The sequence below is a fragment of the Anoxynatronum sibiricum genome (genome assembly GCF_039414295.1).
Taxonomy (GTDB): Bacteria; Bacillota; Clostridia; order Peptostreptococcales; family Tindalliaceae; genus Anoxynatronum; species Anoxynatronum sibiricum.
On record NZ_JBCITM010000015.1, the window covers coordinates 1 to 16,338 of the forward strand.

14 protein-coding genes are annotated in these 16,338 nt (G+C 54.0%); 2 read left to right on the forward strand and 12 right to left on the reverse strand.

Translation table 11 applies throughout. The features are described 5' to 3' along the window. Positions 1–223: 223 nt before the first annotated feature. The 8 genes from AAIG11_RS12930 to AAIG11_RS12965 all read right to left on the reverse strand — a co-directional run bounded on the left by AAIG11_RS12930 (position 224) and on the right by AAIG11_RS12965 (position 9,941). Complete coding sequence (locus AAIG11_RS12930; RefSeq protein WP_343186662.1) at positions 224–2,230, reverse strand: flavocytochrome c; 2,007 nt, start codon at positions 2,228–2,230, stop codon at positions 224–226. Between the two features lie 230 nt (positions 2,231–2,460). Beyond that, a complete protein-coding gene (locus AAIG11_RS12935) occupies positions 2,461–3,279 on the reverse strand; it encodes a helix-turn-helix domain-containing protein (protein WP_343186663.1) in 819 nt (272 codons plus the stop codon). 124 nt (positions 3,280–3,403) lie between these two features. After that, entirely contained in the window at positions 3,404–5,395 is a 1,992-nt protein-coding gene (locus tag AAIG11_RS12940; RefSeq protein WP_343186664.1) for an ABC transporter permease subunit/CPBP intramembrane protease, read from the reverse strand. Then, positions 5,392–6,594: an ABC transporter permease subunit gene (locus tag AAIG11_RS12945; RefSeq protein ID WP_343186665.1), complete on the reverse strand. Its 1,203-nt coding sequence runs from the start codon at positions 6,592–6,594 to the stop codon at positions 5,392–5,394. The genes AAIG11_RS12940 and AAIG11_RS12945 overlap by 4 nt, the downstream gene beginning before the upstream one ends. After that, positions 6,584–7,339 carry an ABC transporter ATP-binding protein gene (locus tag AAIG11_RS12950; RefSeq protein WP_343186666.1) on the reverse strand — a complete coding sequence of 252 codons (756 nt, stop codon included), beginning with the start codon at positions 7,337–7,339 and terminating at the stop codon, positions 6,584–6,586. Before AAIG11_RS12950 ends, AAIG11_RS12945 begins: the two co-directional genes overlap by 11 nt. Positions 7,340–7,420: 81 nt before the next feature. Then, positions 7,421–8,146, reverse strand: coding sequence for an RDD family protein (locus tag AAIG11_RS12955; RefSeq protein ID WP_343186667.1), 726 nt, complete (start codon positions 8,144–8,146; stop codon positions 7,421–7,423). A gap of 11 nt (positions 8,147–8,157) precedes the next feature. Continuing rightward, positions 8,158–9,150: a signal peptide peptidase SppA gene (gene sppA, locus AAIG11_RS12960; RefSeq protein WP_343186668.1), complete on the reverse strand. Its 993-nt coding sequence runs from the start codon at positions 9,148–9,150 to the stop codon at positions 8,158–8,160. Between the two features lie 38 nt (positions 9,151–9,188). Next, entirely contained in the window at positions 9,189–9,941 is a 753-nt protein-coding gene (locus AAIG11_RS12965) for a DUF3784 domain-containing protein (protein ID WP_343186669.1), read from the reverse strand. A 301-nt stretch (positions 9,942–10,242) separates the two neighbouring features. On the opposite strand from AAIG11_RS12965, the gene AAIG11_RS12970 reads away from it, so the two are divergent. Further along, on the forward strand, positions 10,243–11,139 hold the full coding sequence (locus AAIG11_RS12970) for a patatin-like phospholipase family protein (protein ID WP_343186670.1): 897 nt from the start codon (positions 10,243–10,245) through the stop codon (positions 11,137–11,139). A 19-nt stretch (positions 11,140–11,158) separates the two neighbouring features. Here AAIG11_RS12970 and AAIG11_RS12975 read toward each other — a convergent pair whose 3' ends face one another. From AAIG11_RS12975 to AAIG11_RS12990, 4 genes are all read right to left on the reverse strand, one after another. Next, positions 11,159–11,362 carry a hypothetical protein gene (locus AAIG11_RS12975; RefSeq protein ID WP_343186671.1) on the reverse strand — a complete coding sequence of 68 codons (204 nt, stop codon included), beginning with the start codon at positions 11,360–11,362 and terminating at the stop codon, positions 11,159–11,161. 220 nt (positions 11,363–11,582) lie between these two features. Next, positions 11,583–12,020, reverse strand: a complete 438-nt coding sequence (locus tag AAIG11_RS12980) for a universal stress protein (protein ID WP_343186672.1) — start codon at positions 12,018–12,020, stop codon at positions 11,583–11,585. Between the two features lie 168 nt (positions 12,021–12,188). Further along, on the reverse strand, positions 12,189–14,036 hold the full coding sequence (locus tag AAIG11_RS12985) for a sensor histidine kinase (protein ID WP_343186673.1): 1,848 nt from the start codon (positions 14,034–14,036) through the stop codon (positions 12,189–12,191). Then, on the reverse strand, positions 14,008–14,772 hold the full coding sequence (locus tag AAIG11_RS12990) for a response regulator transcription factor (protein ID WP_343186674.1): 765 nt from the start codon (positions 14,770–14,772) through the stop codon (positions 14,008–14,010). Before AAIG11_RS12990 ends, AAIG11_RS12985 begins: the two co-directional genes overlap by 29 nt. A 265-nt stretch (positions 14,773–15,037) precedes the next feature. On the opposite strand from AAIG11_RS12990, the gene AAIG11_RS12995 reads away from it, so the two are divergent. Next, positions 15,038–16,324, forward strand: coding sequence for a CapA family protein (locus AAIG11_RS12995; protein ID WP_343186675.1), 1,287 nt, complete (start codon positions 15,038–15,040; stop codon positions 16,322–16,324). Positions 16,325–16,338: the final 14 nt, after the last annotated feature.

Consider the following 16,338-nt stretch of genomic DNA (forward strand, 5'->3'; position numbering starts at 1 on the left):
TGAACATGGTCTCTCTTTGTCATCATTCGAATCACCCCTTATATCTATATTCGACATCAAGGGGCGAATCTCCTTTTTGATTGCAAGAAAAAAAGCCTATTTTCATAGACTTTTTCAACAACCTCAGCCGTGCTTCTCTTGCGAGAGGCACGGCTTTCAAGTGTATGGCTTTTGTGGTTAGCTTTAAATTGAAAGATTATCGCATTTTTGAATCAGCTGCCTGTTACCGTTGTGAGGCTGCGCTGGCACCGGCAAGGCGTCCGAAGACGATGATGTCGGTGAGGGCGTTGCCACCCAGCCGGTTACCGGCATGCACGCCACCTGCCACTTCGCCTGCGGCGTAGAGGCCGGCGATGGGGCTGCCAGATTCGTTCAGCACACGGCCCAGTTCGTCGATTTCAAGACCACCCATGGTGTGATGCACCGAAGGTGAACGGGGTGTGGCGTAGAAGGGTGCATTTTCGATTTTGGCTCCAAAGCTTTTCTTGCCAAATTCAGGATCATTTTGTGCTTCGATGTATCCGTTGTATTTTTCCACTTCTGCCACCAGTACTGCCGGATCCATCTCCAGCTGTTCTGCCAGGTCTTCCAGAGTGTCGGCCTTAAAGATGCTTTTGGTTTCAATCAGGGTGTCGATGCTGTCACCCCAGATGTTGGTGCCGCCCAGTTGAGGGTTGCCGGAGGTGTTTTGGTCACCAATGATGAAGAAGAGAGCATCTTCCTGCACCAATGCTGCGGCAGCCAGTACGTCACGGCCGGAGTATTCATTGACAAAACGCTTGCCTTCCTTGTTCACAAACATCTGCTCTTCTGCACTGCCCCAAACACCGCCGGAAAGGGCGCCTGTTTCAGGGTGTGAGCTGGGCATCAATTGTACAAAGCCCATGCCTTCGAGGGAAGCACCGACGCCAAGCCCCATGACAATACCGTCGCCGGTGGCATCATTGGTGTTGGTGGTGGGCATGGCAAGAGGCATTTCCGGCCAGTAGGTGTTGTATTCTGCCCGCATTTCAGGGTTGGCACCGTAGCCGCCGGTGGCCATGACGACGCCACTGGTGGCATGCAGCATTACAGTGGTACCGTTGGACTGCTGAGCTTTTACGCCGGTTACCCGGCCATTTTCTGTGAGCAGTTCCATTCCTTTGGTATCTGTCATGATTTCAACACCCATTTCCTGAGCGGCTTCTGCGAGGGTACCCACATAGCCGGTGCCCAGGGGTTTCACGTTGCTGTGGGTACGGGGCCACAGGGCTCCCAGTACGGTGGAAATGTCGTCGGTCCATTCAAGGCCATAGCTTTCCAGCCACTCGATGCCAGCCAGTGCGTCGTTGGCCAGAATTTCTGCCAGTTCCACCTTGCTCACAATGTCATTGCCCTGGAGATCGGTGCGCTTGCCGCCCACATAGATATGATAAGCGTGCAACTCGGGGCTGTCAAAAAGCTTGCTGGTGTCGCCAGCTTTGTATTCAGCAATTTGAGCCTGCAAGCGGGTGATCACATCTGCAAAGTCACCATGTTCTGATGGAGTAAGTGCCAGAATTTCATCAAGCTGTTGCATCAGAACGGATGTCATTTCAACGGCTCCCTGGCGGCCAGGGTCATACGCGTTGTAAACGCCGCCGGAGCGCATGGTGTTACCGCCCAAAGCAGCTGCTTTTTCAATAAGAACAACTGAAGCGCCCTGCTCTGCCGCAGAAACTGCCGCTGCCACACCGGCACCGCCACCGCCAACCACCACCACATCAACGGTTTTTTCAATGGTTTCGGTGCTGGCTTGTTTTTCTGAGGCAACTTTCAAAGCTGCCACATCGCCGCCGGCCTGGCGCACGCAGTCTTCCACTGCTTCCAGCACCGCACGGCTGGTGTTGGTGGCCCCTGAAATCATGTCAATGGCCAGGGTCTGACCTGCCACAATTTCAGCCGGGAACCGGGTGAATACCGGTTCAGCAATGGCGGGAGTTTCAATGTGTTCCCCGATTTCAACGCTGACAATTTCAGTTTCACTAAAGGTGACAGAGACTTCCACATCACCATAGTTCCCCATGGCTTTGGCCGTGTATGTGCCGGGTGAGTATAAGGCATCTCCTGTTTCAGCAGGTGCGGCAGGTGCTTCACTGCCACCGCCGTTGCCGCAGGCGGTCACAAAAAGCATCATCAGGCATAGTGCCAGCAGCAGTGCTGTTTTAACCGATGCTTTTTTTGATCTGTTCATCTTTTTCAGGTGTTTCATGTTCGTCCTCCTTGTTTCTGTTTTGTTTGTTAAATCACGAACTAACTTAAACAAGTATAAACCCTGTACCAGGTACAGGGTCAAGTTTTCTTATCCGTTGATGTTGTTGCAGCGCCTTCCGGAGTGCCGCATTCTGTCTGCTTTAATCATCATCATGGCCACAACAGGAAGCTTTGGTGATGGCTCCCTCTTTTTCACAATAGACAATCCTGCGAGTGCCATCTATGCATCTACTGACATGGCGCTTCTTTCACCGGCACCCAGACTGCAAAATGCAAATGCGGCTTCTCGTCGATCACCTGATGATGAACCACCGTTCCGAACAGATCGCCGTCAATTTGGAGCCCTTCTGCTTGCAGGTACTCCTTGAGTGGTTGAAAACGTCCTGGGATTGTCAGATCTTCATCGATGCAGTGAATCACGGTGAACACGGTATCTTGCGCTTTGTGGCAGACGGTGACGGGGAGATGGGAAGCCCGCTCTTCATGGTCGCCTGTGCTGTCCAAAATGGCATATCCCCAGTAAATGCACCCGGGCACATCGACTTTTTCCCGGGGAATGTGAAAAGCCACCATGGTTCGGGGCATTTCGTCAATCCACTGGCGGGTATGGTCGTTTTGCATGGCCCGGGTTTCAAAGACCCGGTCCATTTGATTGGCATAGAACCGGTAGGCCGGCAGCACTTCCCGCTGGTATTTTCCCACCATGGTAATGATGCGCTGATACAAATCTTTTTGATAAGCAAGCTGTTGCAGCACTTCCTGATACTCACGAATTTTTGCTGCCACTGCCACCTCTTGCTGTGACATTTTTTCCAGTGCTTCTTCACCTGAAATCTCACTGATGAAATCCACTGAATCCTCCAGTGAGAAATCCAGTCTTCTCAGATACTTGTAACGCACAATCCGGTTCACATCCCGCCCTTCGTAAGTGCGGTAATTGTTATCTGGATGGCGGGTGGGCACCACAACTCCCTTTTTATCGAAAAACCGCAGTGTCTCTGCTGAAACTCCCAGGATTTTTTTCACTTCACCAATGCGAAGACGCATGTGTTGCTCACCCCTTTCGTTTTCGGATTCCAGTTGCGGGATTCCCCGTCAGTGTTGATTCGTCTCAGAGTGAGCCTCATGACTATTAATTTGAACAGTCCGGTTACTGGGATTTTGGGGCTAATTATGTTGTCTCTGTTGATGTTTTTGTGTTGCCGGTTCCCCGAAGTGCCGGTAAAGGCTTTAAGAGCCACCAGCCGCTTCCCAGGCCCAGAACCAGCAGCACCAGGAGGGGCAGCCATTGAAGGGTTACATGTTCCAGTGCCAGCAATGCCAGGCCATTGTTGAGAATGTGCAGGGTCATGGCGGGGTAAATGGACCGGGTTTTCCAGGTGACATAGCCGAAGGCCAGCCCCAGAAGAAAGGTGGGGATCAGGCGGATAAAGTCCATGTGTACCAGGGCAAAAGGGAGGGCGGTGATGAGAATGGCCGCTTTTGGTCCCCATTTTGCCTCCAGAGGCCGAAAGGCGAATCCCCGAAAGAGTATTTCTTCACAGATTCCCGGTGTGACGGCAATGAAAAGAAACTGGGCCAGGGGGCTGAGGCGGGCCAGTTCTGCTTCCAGCTCCACCAGGGTGGGTACCTGGGTGATAAATGGGGTGATCAGCATCTGGTACATCAGAGCCAGGGAAAAAGCTCCCAGCCAGACCCCCAGGCCGCCGGCCATGCCCCGGAGGGTGAACCGGCGCAGGCCCAGAGAGGGTACCGGTGCCGCCTTCAAATACCAGAGAATGCCGATGGGCAGCAGGGCAAACACCAGGTACTGCACCACCAGTGTGCCGGTGAGCAAGCTCCCCACCCCGGTGAGGATGGTGCTCAGATAAATGAAGAGAATCACCACCAGGGGCAGGGTCATGAACACGTCTTCCACTGCGATGAGACTGCGGGGCTGCAGACGGTGGCGCTGCAGGGTGAAGGTGGTGGTGGTGCCGATGCCGAAAAGCAGTTTTTCGGTGCCGAAGGCTTTCACCATGAGGGTGAGGCTGGCCATGGAAAAGAAACTGTTGGTCACCAGGGTGATGCCCAGCAGCGCCGGCTGCAGATTCCCCAGCAGTACTGATTTCAGCAGCAGGGTGGCGTTTAGCACCGGCACCAGGGCATAAAAGGGGTTCAGCTCCAGCCCGGGGGTGATGCCAATGTAGGCAGGAATCATGAAGGCAAACAGGAGGGGGGTCAGATAGGCCCCTGACTCTTTATAGCTGTTGGCAAAGAGCCCCATGGTCATGCTGGTGCCGGCGGCAATGAAAATCAGGGGCAGCAGGGTGAGAAGAAGCGCCACCCAGGTGCCTGAGGTGAACGTGAGGGCAGTGAGCCCTGCATCGGCCAGCAGGGGCATGAGGGGAATCAGCACCCCCAGGCTCACCACCATTGAGACCACTCCAAAGAGAACGCAGGCCAGCAGTTTGGCAGTGATAAGATCGCTTCCCCTGATGGGCATGGAAAAGAGGGTTTCCAAGGTTCCGGTTTCTTTTTCTGCCGTGGTCAACTCCACAGCAAAATTCACCACCGATACCATGGCATACAGGGTGAGAATAAGGGGCAGAATGTTGCTCAGGGCAGAACCTGCCCGTTCTTCTTCTCCAGCCAGATCTTCCAGCTGCAGTTCCACCGGCTTCAGCAGGGCAGCCGGCAAGCCGGCTGTTTCCAGCAGGCGAAGCTCTTCCCCTTCCCGAAAGTTTTCCAGGTGTTCTGTGAGGCGTTCTGCTCCCCTGACTCCCCGGCGGTGCCCCACGTCATAAATCAGTTGAAAGACATGGCCTTCCCGGGTGTCTTCATAGCGAAGAATCATATCCAAATCATCCGCCTCTGCCGCCTGGCGGTAAGCTGCCAGGGCCTCAGGGGAAATACCGGAGACCGGCGCATCTGAAACCACCAGCTCCAGCCGTTGGTCCTCTATCAGTGCTGTTTCCAGGGAAGAAGGAAGCTCCCCGGTGATCATGATACGGCTGACGGTGGCTGCCGCCTCTCGGGAAACCCCTTCGGTCACGGCCCGAAAGCCGTACACCAGCAGGGGAAGCACCAACACCGGTGCCAGCATGCCCAGCAGCACCCGCTTGTTTCGCAGGAGAGAGCGAATTTCTTTACCCATGAGAGCTCGAATCACTTTCCAGTTCATTGGCCGTCACCTCCAAACATCACCCGGTCTGACTGGAACCACCGGTTCACCACGGCGATTCCCAGAGAAGCGACCCCCAGGTTCATGGCCAGGGTACCGGCAATCCAGCCGGGGGCGTAGCTTCCCAAAAAGGCTTCCCGCATCACCAGCAGGGTGTTGGTGATGGGTATGAGCAGGGTCAGCGGGGTCAGCTCAATATCGGGAATCAGCAACAGGTAGCAGGGAAGCATGAGGACGATGAGCAGCATTGATCCGTAAGACTGGGCCTCCTGATAGGTATGCGCCAGCAATCCCAGACCGGTGAAAAGGGTGCTGGTGAGAATCATCACAGGAAGCAGCATGAGGGCCAGAAACACCAATAAGCCCGGCGACAGGGAAATGGTCAGGTCGGGCACCTGGTAGGCGATGCCGTAAAGCAGGGGGAAGATGGCCATCAGGTTAATCAGGCCGCTGATCATCCCCACCGCGACGCAGGCAAGGAGTTTTCCCACCACGATTTCTGTCCGCTTCACCGGCAGGGAAAAGAGGGTTTCCAGGGTTCCCCGCTCTTTTTCTCCGGCACTCACGTCTGCGGAGAGGGTGTAGGTGCCGATGATGGCATAGAGCATAATGAGAAAGGGCACCACCATGCCCAGCACGGTGGCCATGATCCGGCTGCCGGATTCACCGGCTTCAGAGAGTTCCACGTCTTCAATGGTGACCACCGTGAGGATGTTTTCTGCCAGGGCTGCATCTGTCAGCCCCGCTGCCACCAGGTCTTCCCGGTAGGCGTTCACCTGGCTTCGCACCCGGTTCATGCCCCGCTGGCTGGCCTCGGTGGGCGAATGGTAGTAAAGCAGCAGTACTTCTTCTGCCCCTTCCTGCCTGGATTCCACCACCACCTCCAGGTTTTTTTCCAGCAGCGCGGTTTCCGGCTCACGGGGATGGGGCACGACTTCAATGCGTTCTTCTTCAATGAGTCTGTCCACCAGCCCGGCACTCACCGACGGTGCCACCGCCACCCGGCTCACCTGCTGCTCCAGGCCAGACTGCACCAGCATCATGAACCCGGAAAAAAAGACCATGATCACCGGGTAAATGAGAACAGGCAGAAACATGGTGAGGAGGGCCTTTTTATCCCGAAAGAGGGAGCGCATTTCTTTATTGAAGACTTGTCTGATTTTGGAGAGGCTGATGGCACCTGGGAGTTTAAAGGGCATGGCTGTCACCCGCCCCGCCGTCAATATACCACAGAAAAATGTCGCGAATGTTGGTTTTTCCCGTGGCCGCCTTCAGCTCCTCCAGGCTGCCGGCCTGCACAATGGCGCCCTGGTGAATGAGGGCGATGCGGTCGCAGAGGGAATCGGCTTCTTCCATGTAATGGGTGGAGAAAATGATGGTTTTGCCTGCCGCTTTTTTTTGTTTGATGAAATCGATGATGGTGCGGCTGGTGAGAATATCCAGCCCCAGGGTGGGTTCATCGAGGATATACACCGCCGGGTCGTGGATCATGCACCGGGCAATGGAGGTTTTTTGCACCTGGCCGGTGGAGAGCTTTTCCACAATCCGGTCTTTGAACTCGTGCATGTCGAGACTGGTGAGAATGGCCTCGATGCGTTCTTCCAGCACATTTTTGGGAATGTCGTAGAAGCTGCCGAAAAACCGGAGGGTTTCCACCGGGGTCAGCTTTTTATACAAACGGGTGTTGCCGGAGAGGAAGCCGATGGAACGGCGCACCCCTGCGGCCTGGGTGGCCACATCATAGCCGTTCACCTGAATGGTGCCGGCGGTGGACTGCATGATGGTGGCCATGATCCGCAGCAGGGTGGTTTTACCGGCACCGTTGGGCCCCAGCAGGCCAAAAATTTCCCCCTGGTTCACTTCGAATGAGACACTTTTCAGGGCATCTATGGCACCCTTCTTTTTATCGTGGAACTGTTTGCTCACCTGGTTGACCACAAGCATGGTATCTATCCTCTCTTTGCGATCCAGTTGGCTCTTTATGTCATTCAGTTTCCCAGACACCCTTTCAGGGTGCTGTTTTCATCAGAAGCTTTCGCCGGAAGCGACAGCCACGGGAATCCGAATTTCCCGGGCCCGCTCCGCCGACCGGTCATGCACCACATAGGTGTCACTGATCAGGTCGTGCCAGCCCTGTTTCTTAGGATGAAAGGCGCACCACCAGTAGCCCATATGCACTCCCAGCAGCTGGGAGAGGGTGCGGCCCACGGTTTCCCGGAAGAAGGCGGTGAGAAGCCCCGGCGGAGTGCCATTGCTTTGAATGACTCTTATGCCGGCGATCATTTTTCCCAGGGTCTGTCCAAAGAAGCAGGTCATGAGGGTGAAGTAAAGGGCACCGGCCAGTCCGATGGTCACAAAGCTCACCGCCAGCAAGGGCAGTGCCTTGACATCCACGGCAACAATACCGGAAATGATCCCCAGCACTGCATTGATCACCGCCAGATCCACCAGGTAGGCCACCAATCGGATAAAGAACCCGGCAGGGCGGTACACTTTTTCCATGGGTTCCTGGTGATCAGCCACAAAAGTCCTGTTTTCCACAGACTCCAAATCATTCAACTGTTGATCCGCCTGTGGTTCCTGTGCTGCAAACGCCGCTTCTACTCTTTGAGATTCTTGTAATTCGTGGGATTCCTGTGATCCGTGCACTACTGGCGGTTCCTGATTTTCTTGCGATTCCGGTGGTGTCGACTTCATTTCCAGCTGTATTTCATCATTTTCTATCGGTTGTTGCTGCTTTTCATTTTCCATGGGCTCACCTCCTACCATGACCACAGGTACATGGGTACCGCGTGGTTGTTAACAGAGACCGGCCGACCGCCCTGCATTTCTGCCAACCCGGGAACAAGACGACTCAGTAGGCTTTGTTCTGGACCCTGAGCCAGCAGCTGCCACCAGCTAAAGCTGTCATCCCGCTGAATGCGGATAATAGTAGGATTTTCCAATCCTGCCAGTTCCTTCGCCACTTCCAGAGAGTCTTCAAATTGTCCCAGAGAATCCACCAGGCCGTTTTCCAGCGCCTGAGGACCAGTGTAAACCCTGCCGTCGGCCAGAGTCATCACCTTGCTGCGATCCATTCCCCGGCCATCCACAATGGCATCCACAAAAAAGCCGTAGCTTTCGTCCACGATGGACTGGAGAATGGCCTGCTCTTCTTCATCCATTTCCCGCAGGGGGTTCATCAGGTCTTTATAGGGACCGCTTTTGAAGGTGACATCTTCCACTCCCCAGTCTTCGGCCATCTGGTGAAAGTTGATGCTTTGCATGATCACGCCAATGGAACCAGTGAGGGTATTGCGGGTGGCCACGATATGATCGGCAGGTGCTGCGATGTAGTAGCCGCCGGAGGCTGCCACCTGGTCAAAGAACACCACCAGGGGTTTGGGATATTCCTCCCGCAGGTCCATGATGAGCTGAAAAATTTCATCGCTTTCGGAGACACCGCCGCCGGAGGAATTAATCCGCAGCACCACGGCTTTCACCTCCGGGTTTTCATAAACAGATTGCAGCTGGTTCAAAAAAAAGCCGTGGTGGTAATACTGGTCATAAAAATAACCGGAAGGCAGGTTAGCTGTAATCATACCTTCCACATCCAGCACGGTGATCAGTTCTTCTGAACCGCTTTCAATCACCGTTTCCATCCAGTCTTCTCCGTGGAAAAACCCGATTTCCTCCACACTGGGAAACTGTACAACTATTGATACACCCACCAGCGCCACAAAAATAATCAGCGCAATCCATCGTTTTTTATTCACATTCATCGCCTCTTTCGTTAGTTTGTCTGTTGACTATCTTAATCATCCGCCTGTTGTGGCTGGTCTGCCAGGTCACTGATGGCTTGGTGGAGGGACTCTGTTGCCTTAGGGTCTTTGCGGTTGATGATCACCAGGCGGTGTTCATCCCGAAAGGTGACATAGGGCGGTTGATTGAGAGTGACAAAGAGCAGGGCGTTCTCGCCATCTTCCAGCTCAAACCAGCCTTTTCGCACACTGCCCGCATTCATGCCGCTGGTTTTTCGCCGAATTCCCGGCATGGTTTCCACCAACTGCACCTCTGAAATGCGATGGGCCTGAAAGGTGGTGCCGTACATGCCGGAAACGCTCACGGCATCTGCTGTCACAGTGACTTCCGGAGGAATCAGCCCGTACCCGATCAGCAGGACGCTGAACCCGCAAGCCAGAATCACCACTCCCAGCACTGCCTTCACACTCATCTTCATGCGGCCATCGGCATTTCGGGTGGACGGGTCATACCGCTGCACCCACACCACAAAAATGGGAATCACCACCAGCTGGGCCAGCATCGTCACCAGAAAAGCATTGTCCATTCCCCGGGCTTCCAGCAAACTGCCGCCCATCATCAATGCCCCCAGGAGAAAAAGAAAGTTACCAATGGCCCGACCCAGACCTTCGGTGTTCACCTGCTTTTTTTGTTCCTTTGGCATGGTGTTATAACCGGCGATGAGCCAGTACCATTTCCAGTGTTTTACTGCCACGCCCAGAAGCAGCATTAACAGCCCGCTTCCCATCAGGATCCATGTACCCATGGAAATCGCCATTGATTGCATGCACCATCACCTCTTTAGTCTGGAATTAAGGAGAATCTTTTTTCCATTCACGTTTTCAATCTTTGAAAATCTCTTTGAGTGTTGCTGTTCTTTACGTCCGTTTATTTTTCTTCCTATTCTACGTATGGCTGCCCACTTTGTTTCACTTGTTTTTCGCCCTGTTGAGATCCCATAAAGACTTGCGCCGGTTACCAGTCTATTGGAAAAGTAAACGCACATGCGCTATAATGATTTTGGAGAAAACACGACAGCGATGACGACCTTACCGGGAGATGATTTCATGAGCAAGCAGCAAAACCCCCTTGAAAATAATATCAAAAATACCGCCCTCATTTTTGAAGGCGGCGGCATGCGGGCCAGCTATTCTGCCGGTTTGTTAAGCCACCTGCTGGAAAACCAGCTGTATTTTGACTACGTGGCCGGCATTTCCGCCGGCGCCAGCTGCGGTGTAAATTACCTTTCCCGGGACATTGACCGGGCGAAACGCTCTTTTGTGGACGTGGTGCAAGACCCCCAGTTTGGAGGTTGGCGGTCTTTTCTTTCAGGCGAGGGCTATTTTCGGGCCGAATACATTTACGAGAAAACGCCTCAGCCCGACGGCACCCTTCCCCTTGATTATGAAACCTTTGCCAGAAACCCGGCCAGGCTGCGCATCGGCGCTTTTCAAATGGCGACGGGCAACATGACCTATTTCTCCAGAGAAGACATTCAGACACCCCAGGATTTAATGAAAATTGTGCGGGCCTCTTCTTCCCTGCCTCTGATCATGCCCCCGGCCCGGTTCAGGGACACCCTGTATGTGGATGGCGGTCTCAGCGGTGGTATTGCTTTGGAGATTGCCCAAAGAGACGGGTTTGAGCGGTTTTTTGTCATCCTCACCCGGCCCAGGGGCTACCGGAAGCCTCCCATGAAATATGCAGGGTTAGTCAAAGCCCTCTACCGCAAGTATCCCCGGGTGGCCGAAGCCATGATGCAGCGGCATATTCACTATAACCGAACCCTGGATGAGCTGGAATCTCTTGAATCCGACGGCAAAGCCCTGCTGGTTTACCCGGATGCCATGCCCATCTCACAAAAAGAAAAAACCTACGCAAAACTGCTGGCGGCATATCACCTGGGTGATGAGCAGGGGAAACGGGACCTGCCCGCCTGGAAAGCGTTTTTAGAGAAGGGGTAACGCGGCTAAACAACACGAATCATGTCTCTGTGATTTTTTCCACTTCTTCTGCTTCTTCTTTTTTCAGTTCTTCCAGCTTTTCCAGCTTTAGATACACTTTTTGAAGCACAAAAATCGATGGACATAAAAAGCCGACAATACTCAAGGCGCCCTCCGCCCCCATCGCACTTCCCACTGCCAATCCCAGATAGCCCGTGAAGATGGAAATAAAAATTAGAAACATGGTTGCCTCCTTATAATCAGCTCAAAATGCAGCGCTGCTTTTTTAATTATGATACTCCAAATCTGCGTTCAGCGCCATTCATCTTTTTCTACTGGTCATCTCCCCAATTGATGCGCGTATGGTATTTCCTATCCATGTGAAAAACCGATTCCCGTAAGGAGAATCGGCAAAACACCTTCTTTTCAATTAACTTTTCATAGCTCTCTCACGCCAGCTTTCGCTAAATGTCGCACTGGCGAACCACCAGTATGTTGCAGCACACATGATTCAGCACCTTTGATACGGTGCTTCCCAGAATCAACCGCTGGAATCCCCCCATGCCCCGGCTCCCAATCACCAGCAGATCCGGCAGGTCTTTTTCCACTTGCTGAATGATCATGTTGGCCGCATCACCGTGCACCTGAACACTTTCCACTTTTCCCGGATACCCTTCAAAGGTTTTGATCGCCTCTTCCAGAGTCTTCTTTGCATTTCTAACGGATTCTTCTTCAAAGGATTTGTTCAGAGCCGGGGTATAGGCGTAGGCATAGGCACTGGCATGGGTGATCACAGTCATGATTGTCACTTCTGCCTGTTCCTTTTCTGCCACTTCCCGCGCCTCCCGAAGAGCCTGTTCTGAGGTGGGCGAGCCATCAATGGCTACCAGTATACGTTTCATGGGAATCCTCCTTTCAAATCAGCCGGAAGAGCTGGCTGGCAGCTCTCCCTGATGAACGGGTGGTCTCTATTAGTTACCTACCCTGTGAAGATTCGTTTACTCGTTTGACGGCTGTTTTATTCCTTTGATGACCGGTTTATTCGCTGATTTGAGCTGCAGTATCACCCATCACGCTGTTGGGTTTTGAGCTTTATTGTGAACAGATGCTGGTGGCATCGCCTGGGGCAGGGCCACCTGTGCCTTGAAAAGGTCACCATCGATGCTGAGGGTCAGGTGCCCCTGTTGGGCTTCAGCCAGACCCATGGCGATGGCCAGCCCCAGACCGGAGCCTTCGGTGGTGCGGGATTCATCGCCCCTCACAAAGCGTTCTGTCAGCTCATGGGGATCCACATTCAGCGCCTGGGCCGACACGTTTTTCACCACCAGCAACCCCTGGCCTTCAGCGGATTCCACCCCTGCGTATACCCGAGTACCCTTCAGGCTGTATTTCAGCGCGTTGGACAGCAAGTTGTCCAACATGCGCCAAAGGCAGGTACCGTCACCCATCACCCATACGGATAGTTGGGCCGGCTGCAGCCGCAGTTCCAAGCCTGCTTCTGCCATGCGGTCTTCAAATTCACCAGCGGCCTGCACCAGCACTTCATTGAGATCCACCGGTTTCAAAAACACCTTCACGTTACCGCTGGAGGCTTTGCTGGCTTCCACCAGGTCTTCAATGAGGCGTTTCAGCCGGCCGGTTTTTTCTTCCAGCACTTGCAGATACTCCGCGGCGTTTTCACTACCCGGTCCTTCTTTCTGCAGCAGGTCCACATAACTGATGATGGCGGTGAGGGGGGTTTTCAGGTCATGGGAGACATTGGTGATGAGATCGGACTTCATTCGTTCTCCCTTGACGGCTTCTGCCACAGCTTTCCGCAAACCATCCTGAATGCGGCTCATGTCTTCTCCCAGACCGTTGATGGGAATGGGCATTCCTATGGGATTGAGGGGGTAGTCGATCTCCCCCCTGGAAATGTGATGGGCTGCCTGGCAGAGGGTGGCGTAAGCGTTGATGGGCCGGGCCAGCCAGGCCAGCACCAATGCGTTGAATACCCCCAGGAAGAAGAACACTGCAGCGCCTGAGGCGGCAAAGACGGCAGCAATGAGGCCGTTTAAGAGGCCGTAAGCGAGAAAAAGGAGCATGGTGGCCGGCCCCACGGTACCGTTGTGAAACAGGGTGCGCACCGATTCATTCAACATACGCACCGGTGCTCCCAGCAGACGGACCACTCGTTTGACAATTATGGCAACAAGCGTGTTTCTCAACAAGCTCCGATTTTTCAGCTGACGGATCATGGTGTAGTAATAGTTTAAACCGATAATTCCGTCAATGCCAAGTACCACCAGCACTACCACGAGAGGAAAAATGGCCAGCTCTCCGCCGGGGTCGGGATAAGTCATGCGGAACCCGAGCAAAGGCCCTCCCAGAGAAGCCCCGGCGGCCATCATCACCAGCAGGGTATGCACATCGTTGGGCATCCGGTCGAAGGCCAGCTGCCACCGGGAAGTACCCTCCCCCGCCCGTCGGGCCATCACTGCCACAACCACCAGCCCTCCCAACAAAAGAGGGGCGCTGCCCAGCATCACCCATTTTAGGGCCTGGTAAGCCTGCTCCTGCATCTCATACTGCCTGGCAGCCGCCAGCCATGCCAGCACCGCGCCGCTTCCCGCCAGCGCCATAAAGCTGATCCAGTTGATTACCTGCGGCAAGATGATGTGACTGGTTTTCTTTTCTCGTGCCGCCTCCGCGTCACCTTCGCCCGATGGTCTTTCTTCAGATTCACTGACAGGCTCTTTGTCATGACCCTTTGCAGACTCAGTGGCAGTATGATGACCATTGTGAAGAAGATGACTGATACTGTTGTTACTGTTACTGCCGTTGCTCATATCGCTGCTATTTTGATGATGCCCATCGCCGGTCTGATGGCTGTCGTCAACGATGGTTTCGCTATGTGTGCCTTTCCATTTTATAGCCAATGCCCCACACCACCTTTAAGTATTCTGGTTCTTTAGGATTGATTTCGATCTTTTCCCGAATGCGGCGAATGTGCACCGCCACTGTGTTTTCCACGGCGTGGGAGGTTTCCTCCCACACCTGTTCATAAATGGCACTGGTGGAAAACACCTGGCCCGAGTGTTTCATCAGGTAAGCCACGATCTTATATTCAGTGGCGGTGAGCCTCACGGGAACACCGTCCACTTTCAATTCGCAGGCCGACGTGTCCAGCTCCAACCGCCCATTCACCAGCATTTGTGAAGTGGCGGGCAGGCTGCCCAGCCGGGTGTAGCGCCGCAGCTGGGACTTCACCCGGGCCATCAGCTCTAAGGCATTAAAGGGTTTGGTCACATAATCATCGGCCCCAAAATGAAGGCCGGTGATTTTATCGGTGTCCTCTGATTTGGCTGACAGCATGATAAGAGGAATATTCTGTGTTTCCCTGATTTTCAGGGTGGCGGAAAGACCGTCCATTTCCGGCATCATAATATCCATGATGATCAGCTGCACCGGCTCCTCCTGAAGAATGGCCAGTGCCCGGCTGCCAGTGCCGGCTTTCAGCACCCGGTATCCCTCCTGCTTCAGATAAACTGCCAGTGCATTGACAATAGCTTCATCATCATCGCACACCAGGATGGTATGCGGCTGTGGCTGGCCGGATGGTTCCTGCACATGAGCCTGTCGCTGACTGGGTGAATGGGGCGTGTATGATGCCATTTGCTTCAACTCCTTAAAACTGGTATTCTTTGAACCTGTATGGTATCTTGAATTTGTGTGGATTTTTGAATCTGTATGGTACTCTTGATACTTTAATGGCGTCCTGATGCCTTTATGTGATGTCGTCACCGGTGACTTAACAGCATCATACCATGAAAAACCCGCTTTCATCGAACGGAATTCTTACGACTTTATGACAATTATACCTGCCTGGCCTTCGGTGCCACCGCTGTCTTGATCCACTGAAATCAATCTGGAGGTTTTTATGGAAAAATCACGCCTGGAGCGTTTACAGGAACGAAAACAAATAGAACGGCGCCAATGGCTGCGTCGCTGCTGCTGGGGTCTTTTTTTCATTGTGCTGCTGGCCGTGGGCCTTCATTTCATTTCAGATACACCGGGCTCGCCGGCGCAGCGCATGGATCAACTGCGTCATCAGCTGACTCACCAGTTGACCCGACTTCTGCCCGAAGAACTGCCCACTCAGCTGTTTCAGGGGCTCAGGGGCCTGCTGCCCTGGAACCGTCAGACTGACGCCTCTTTTCCGGCAGAAACCGGCCCGAATACGTCAACAACCACCTCTGAGGAAGCCGATGCCTCCACTGACGCTTCCTTGCGGGTGCTTTTTCTGGGAGACAATATGATGACGGGGCGGGTGGCGGCGGTGATGGATGAAAAGGGGATGCATTATCCCCTGCAGGAGTTTGCGCCATTGCTGGAGGAGGTGGATCTCATCGTCGCCAATCTGGAAACGGCGGTGGGTACCAGCGGTCAGATGATGGAGAAGTCCTTTGCTTTTCAAACGGCCCCCCGGTATCTGGATCTTTTTGACCCCTACCGAGAAAAACTGGTGTTCACCCTGGCCAACAACCATGGCATGGACGGCCCTGCGCTGGAAACCATGAGCGCTCTTGAATCTGCCGGTTTTCACTACGTGGGCCTGGGCCGAGACCGACAGGCTGCCTACGCTCCTTATGTGGGAGAAATCAATGGGGTATCCTTTGCCATCTTTGGGGCTTCCCGGGTGATTCCCGTGGCTTCCTGGCGGGCAGGAGAAAACCACCCGGGGATGGCCACTGTTTACAACCCTGAATCCCTGCTGGAACACGTGGTCCCCTGGGTGGGTGAGGTGGATTATGTGATCACCTACCTCCACTGGGGGGTGGAGCTGGCAGATAAGCCGGAACCCTATCAGCTGGCCTTGGAAGAAGCCCTGTATGAAGCCGGGGTCAACCTGGTGATTGGCAGCCATCCCCATGTGCTTCAGGCCTTTGAATGGCGGGGTCCCAAAGCTTTCACCGCCTATTCTCTGGGGAATTTTGTCTTCACCACCAGTCATGACCCCATGGCCAACGACACCGGGGCCTTGGAACTGGTACTGTCGCCGGATGCTATTGAAACAGCGGTGCTTCACCCGGCTCAGGTGCGGTGGGGACTGGTGCGCTATCTGACAGACCCAACAGAACGGCAACGGATCATCCAGCGGGTGAACCGGCTGAGTGAGTCGGTACGGGTGGATGATGACGGGATGATGCAGCAGCTCTCCCACTGAAAGATCTCCATAGA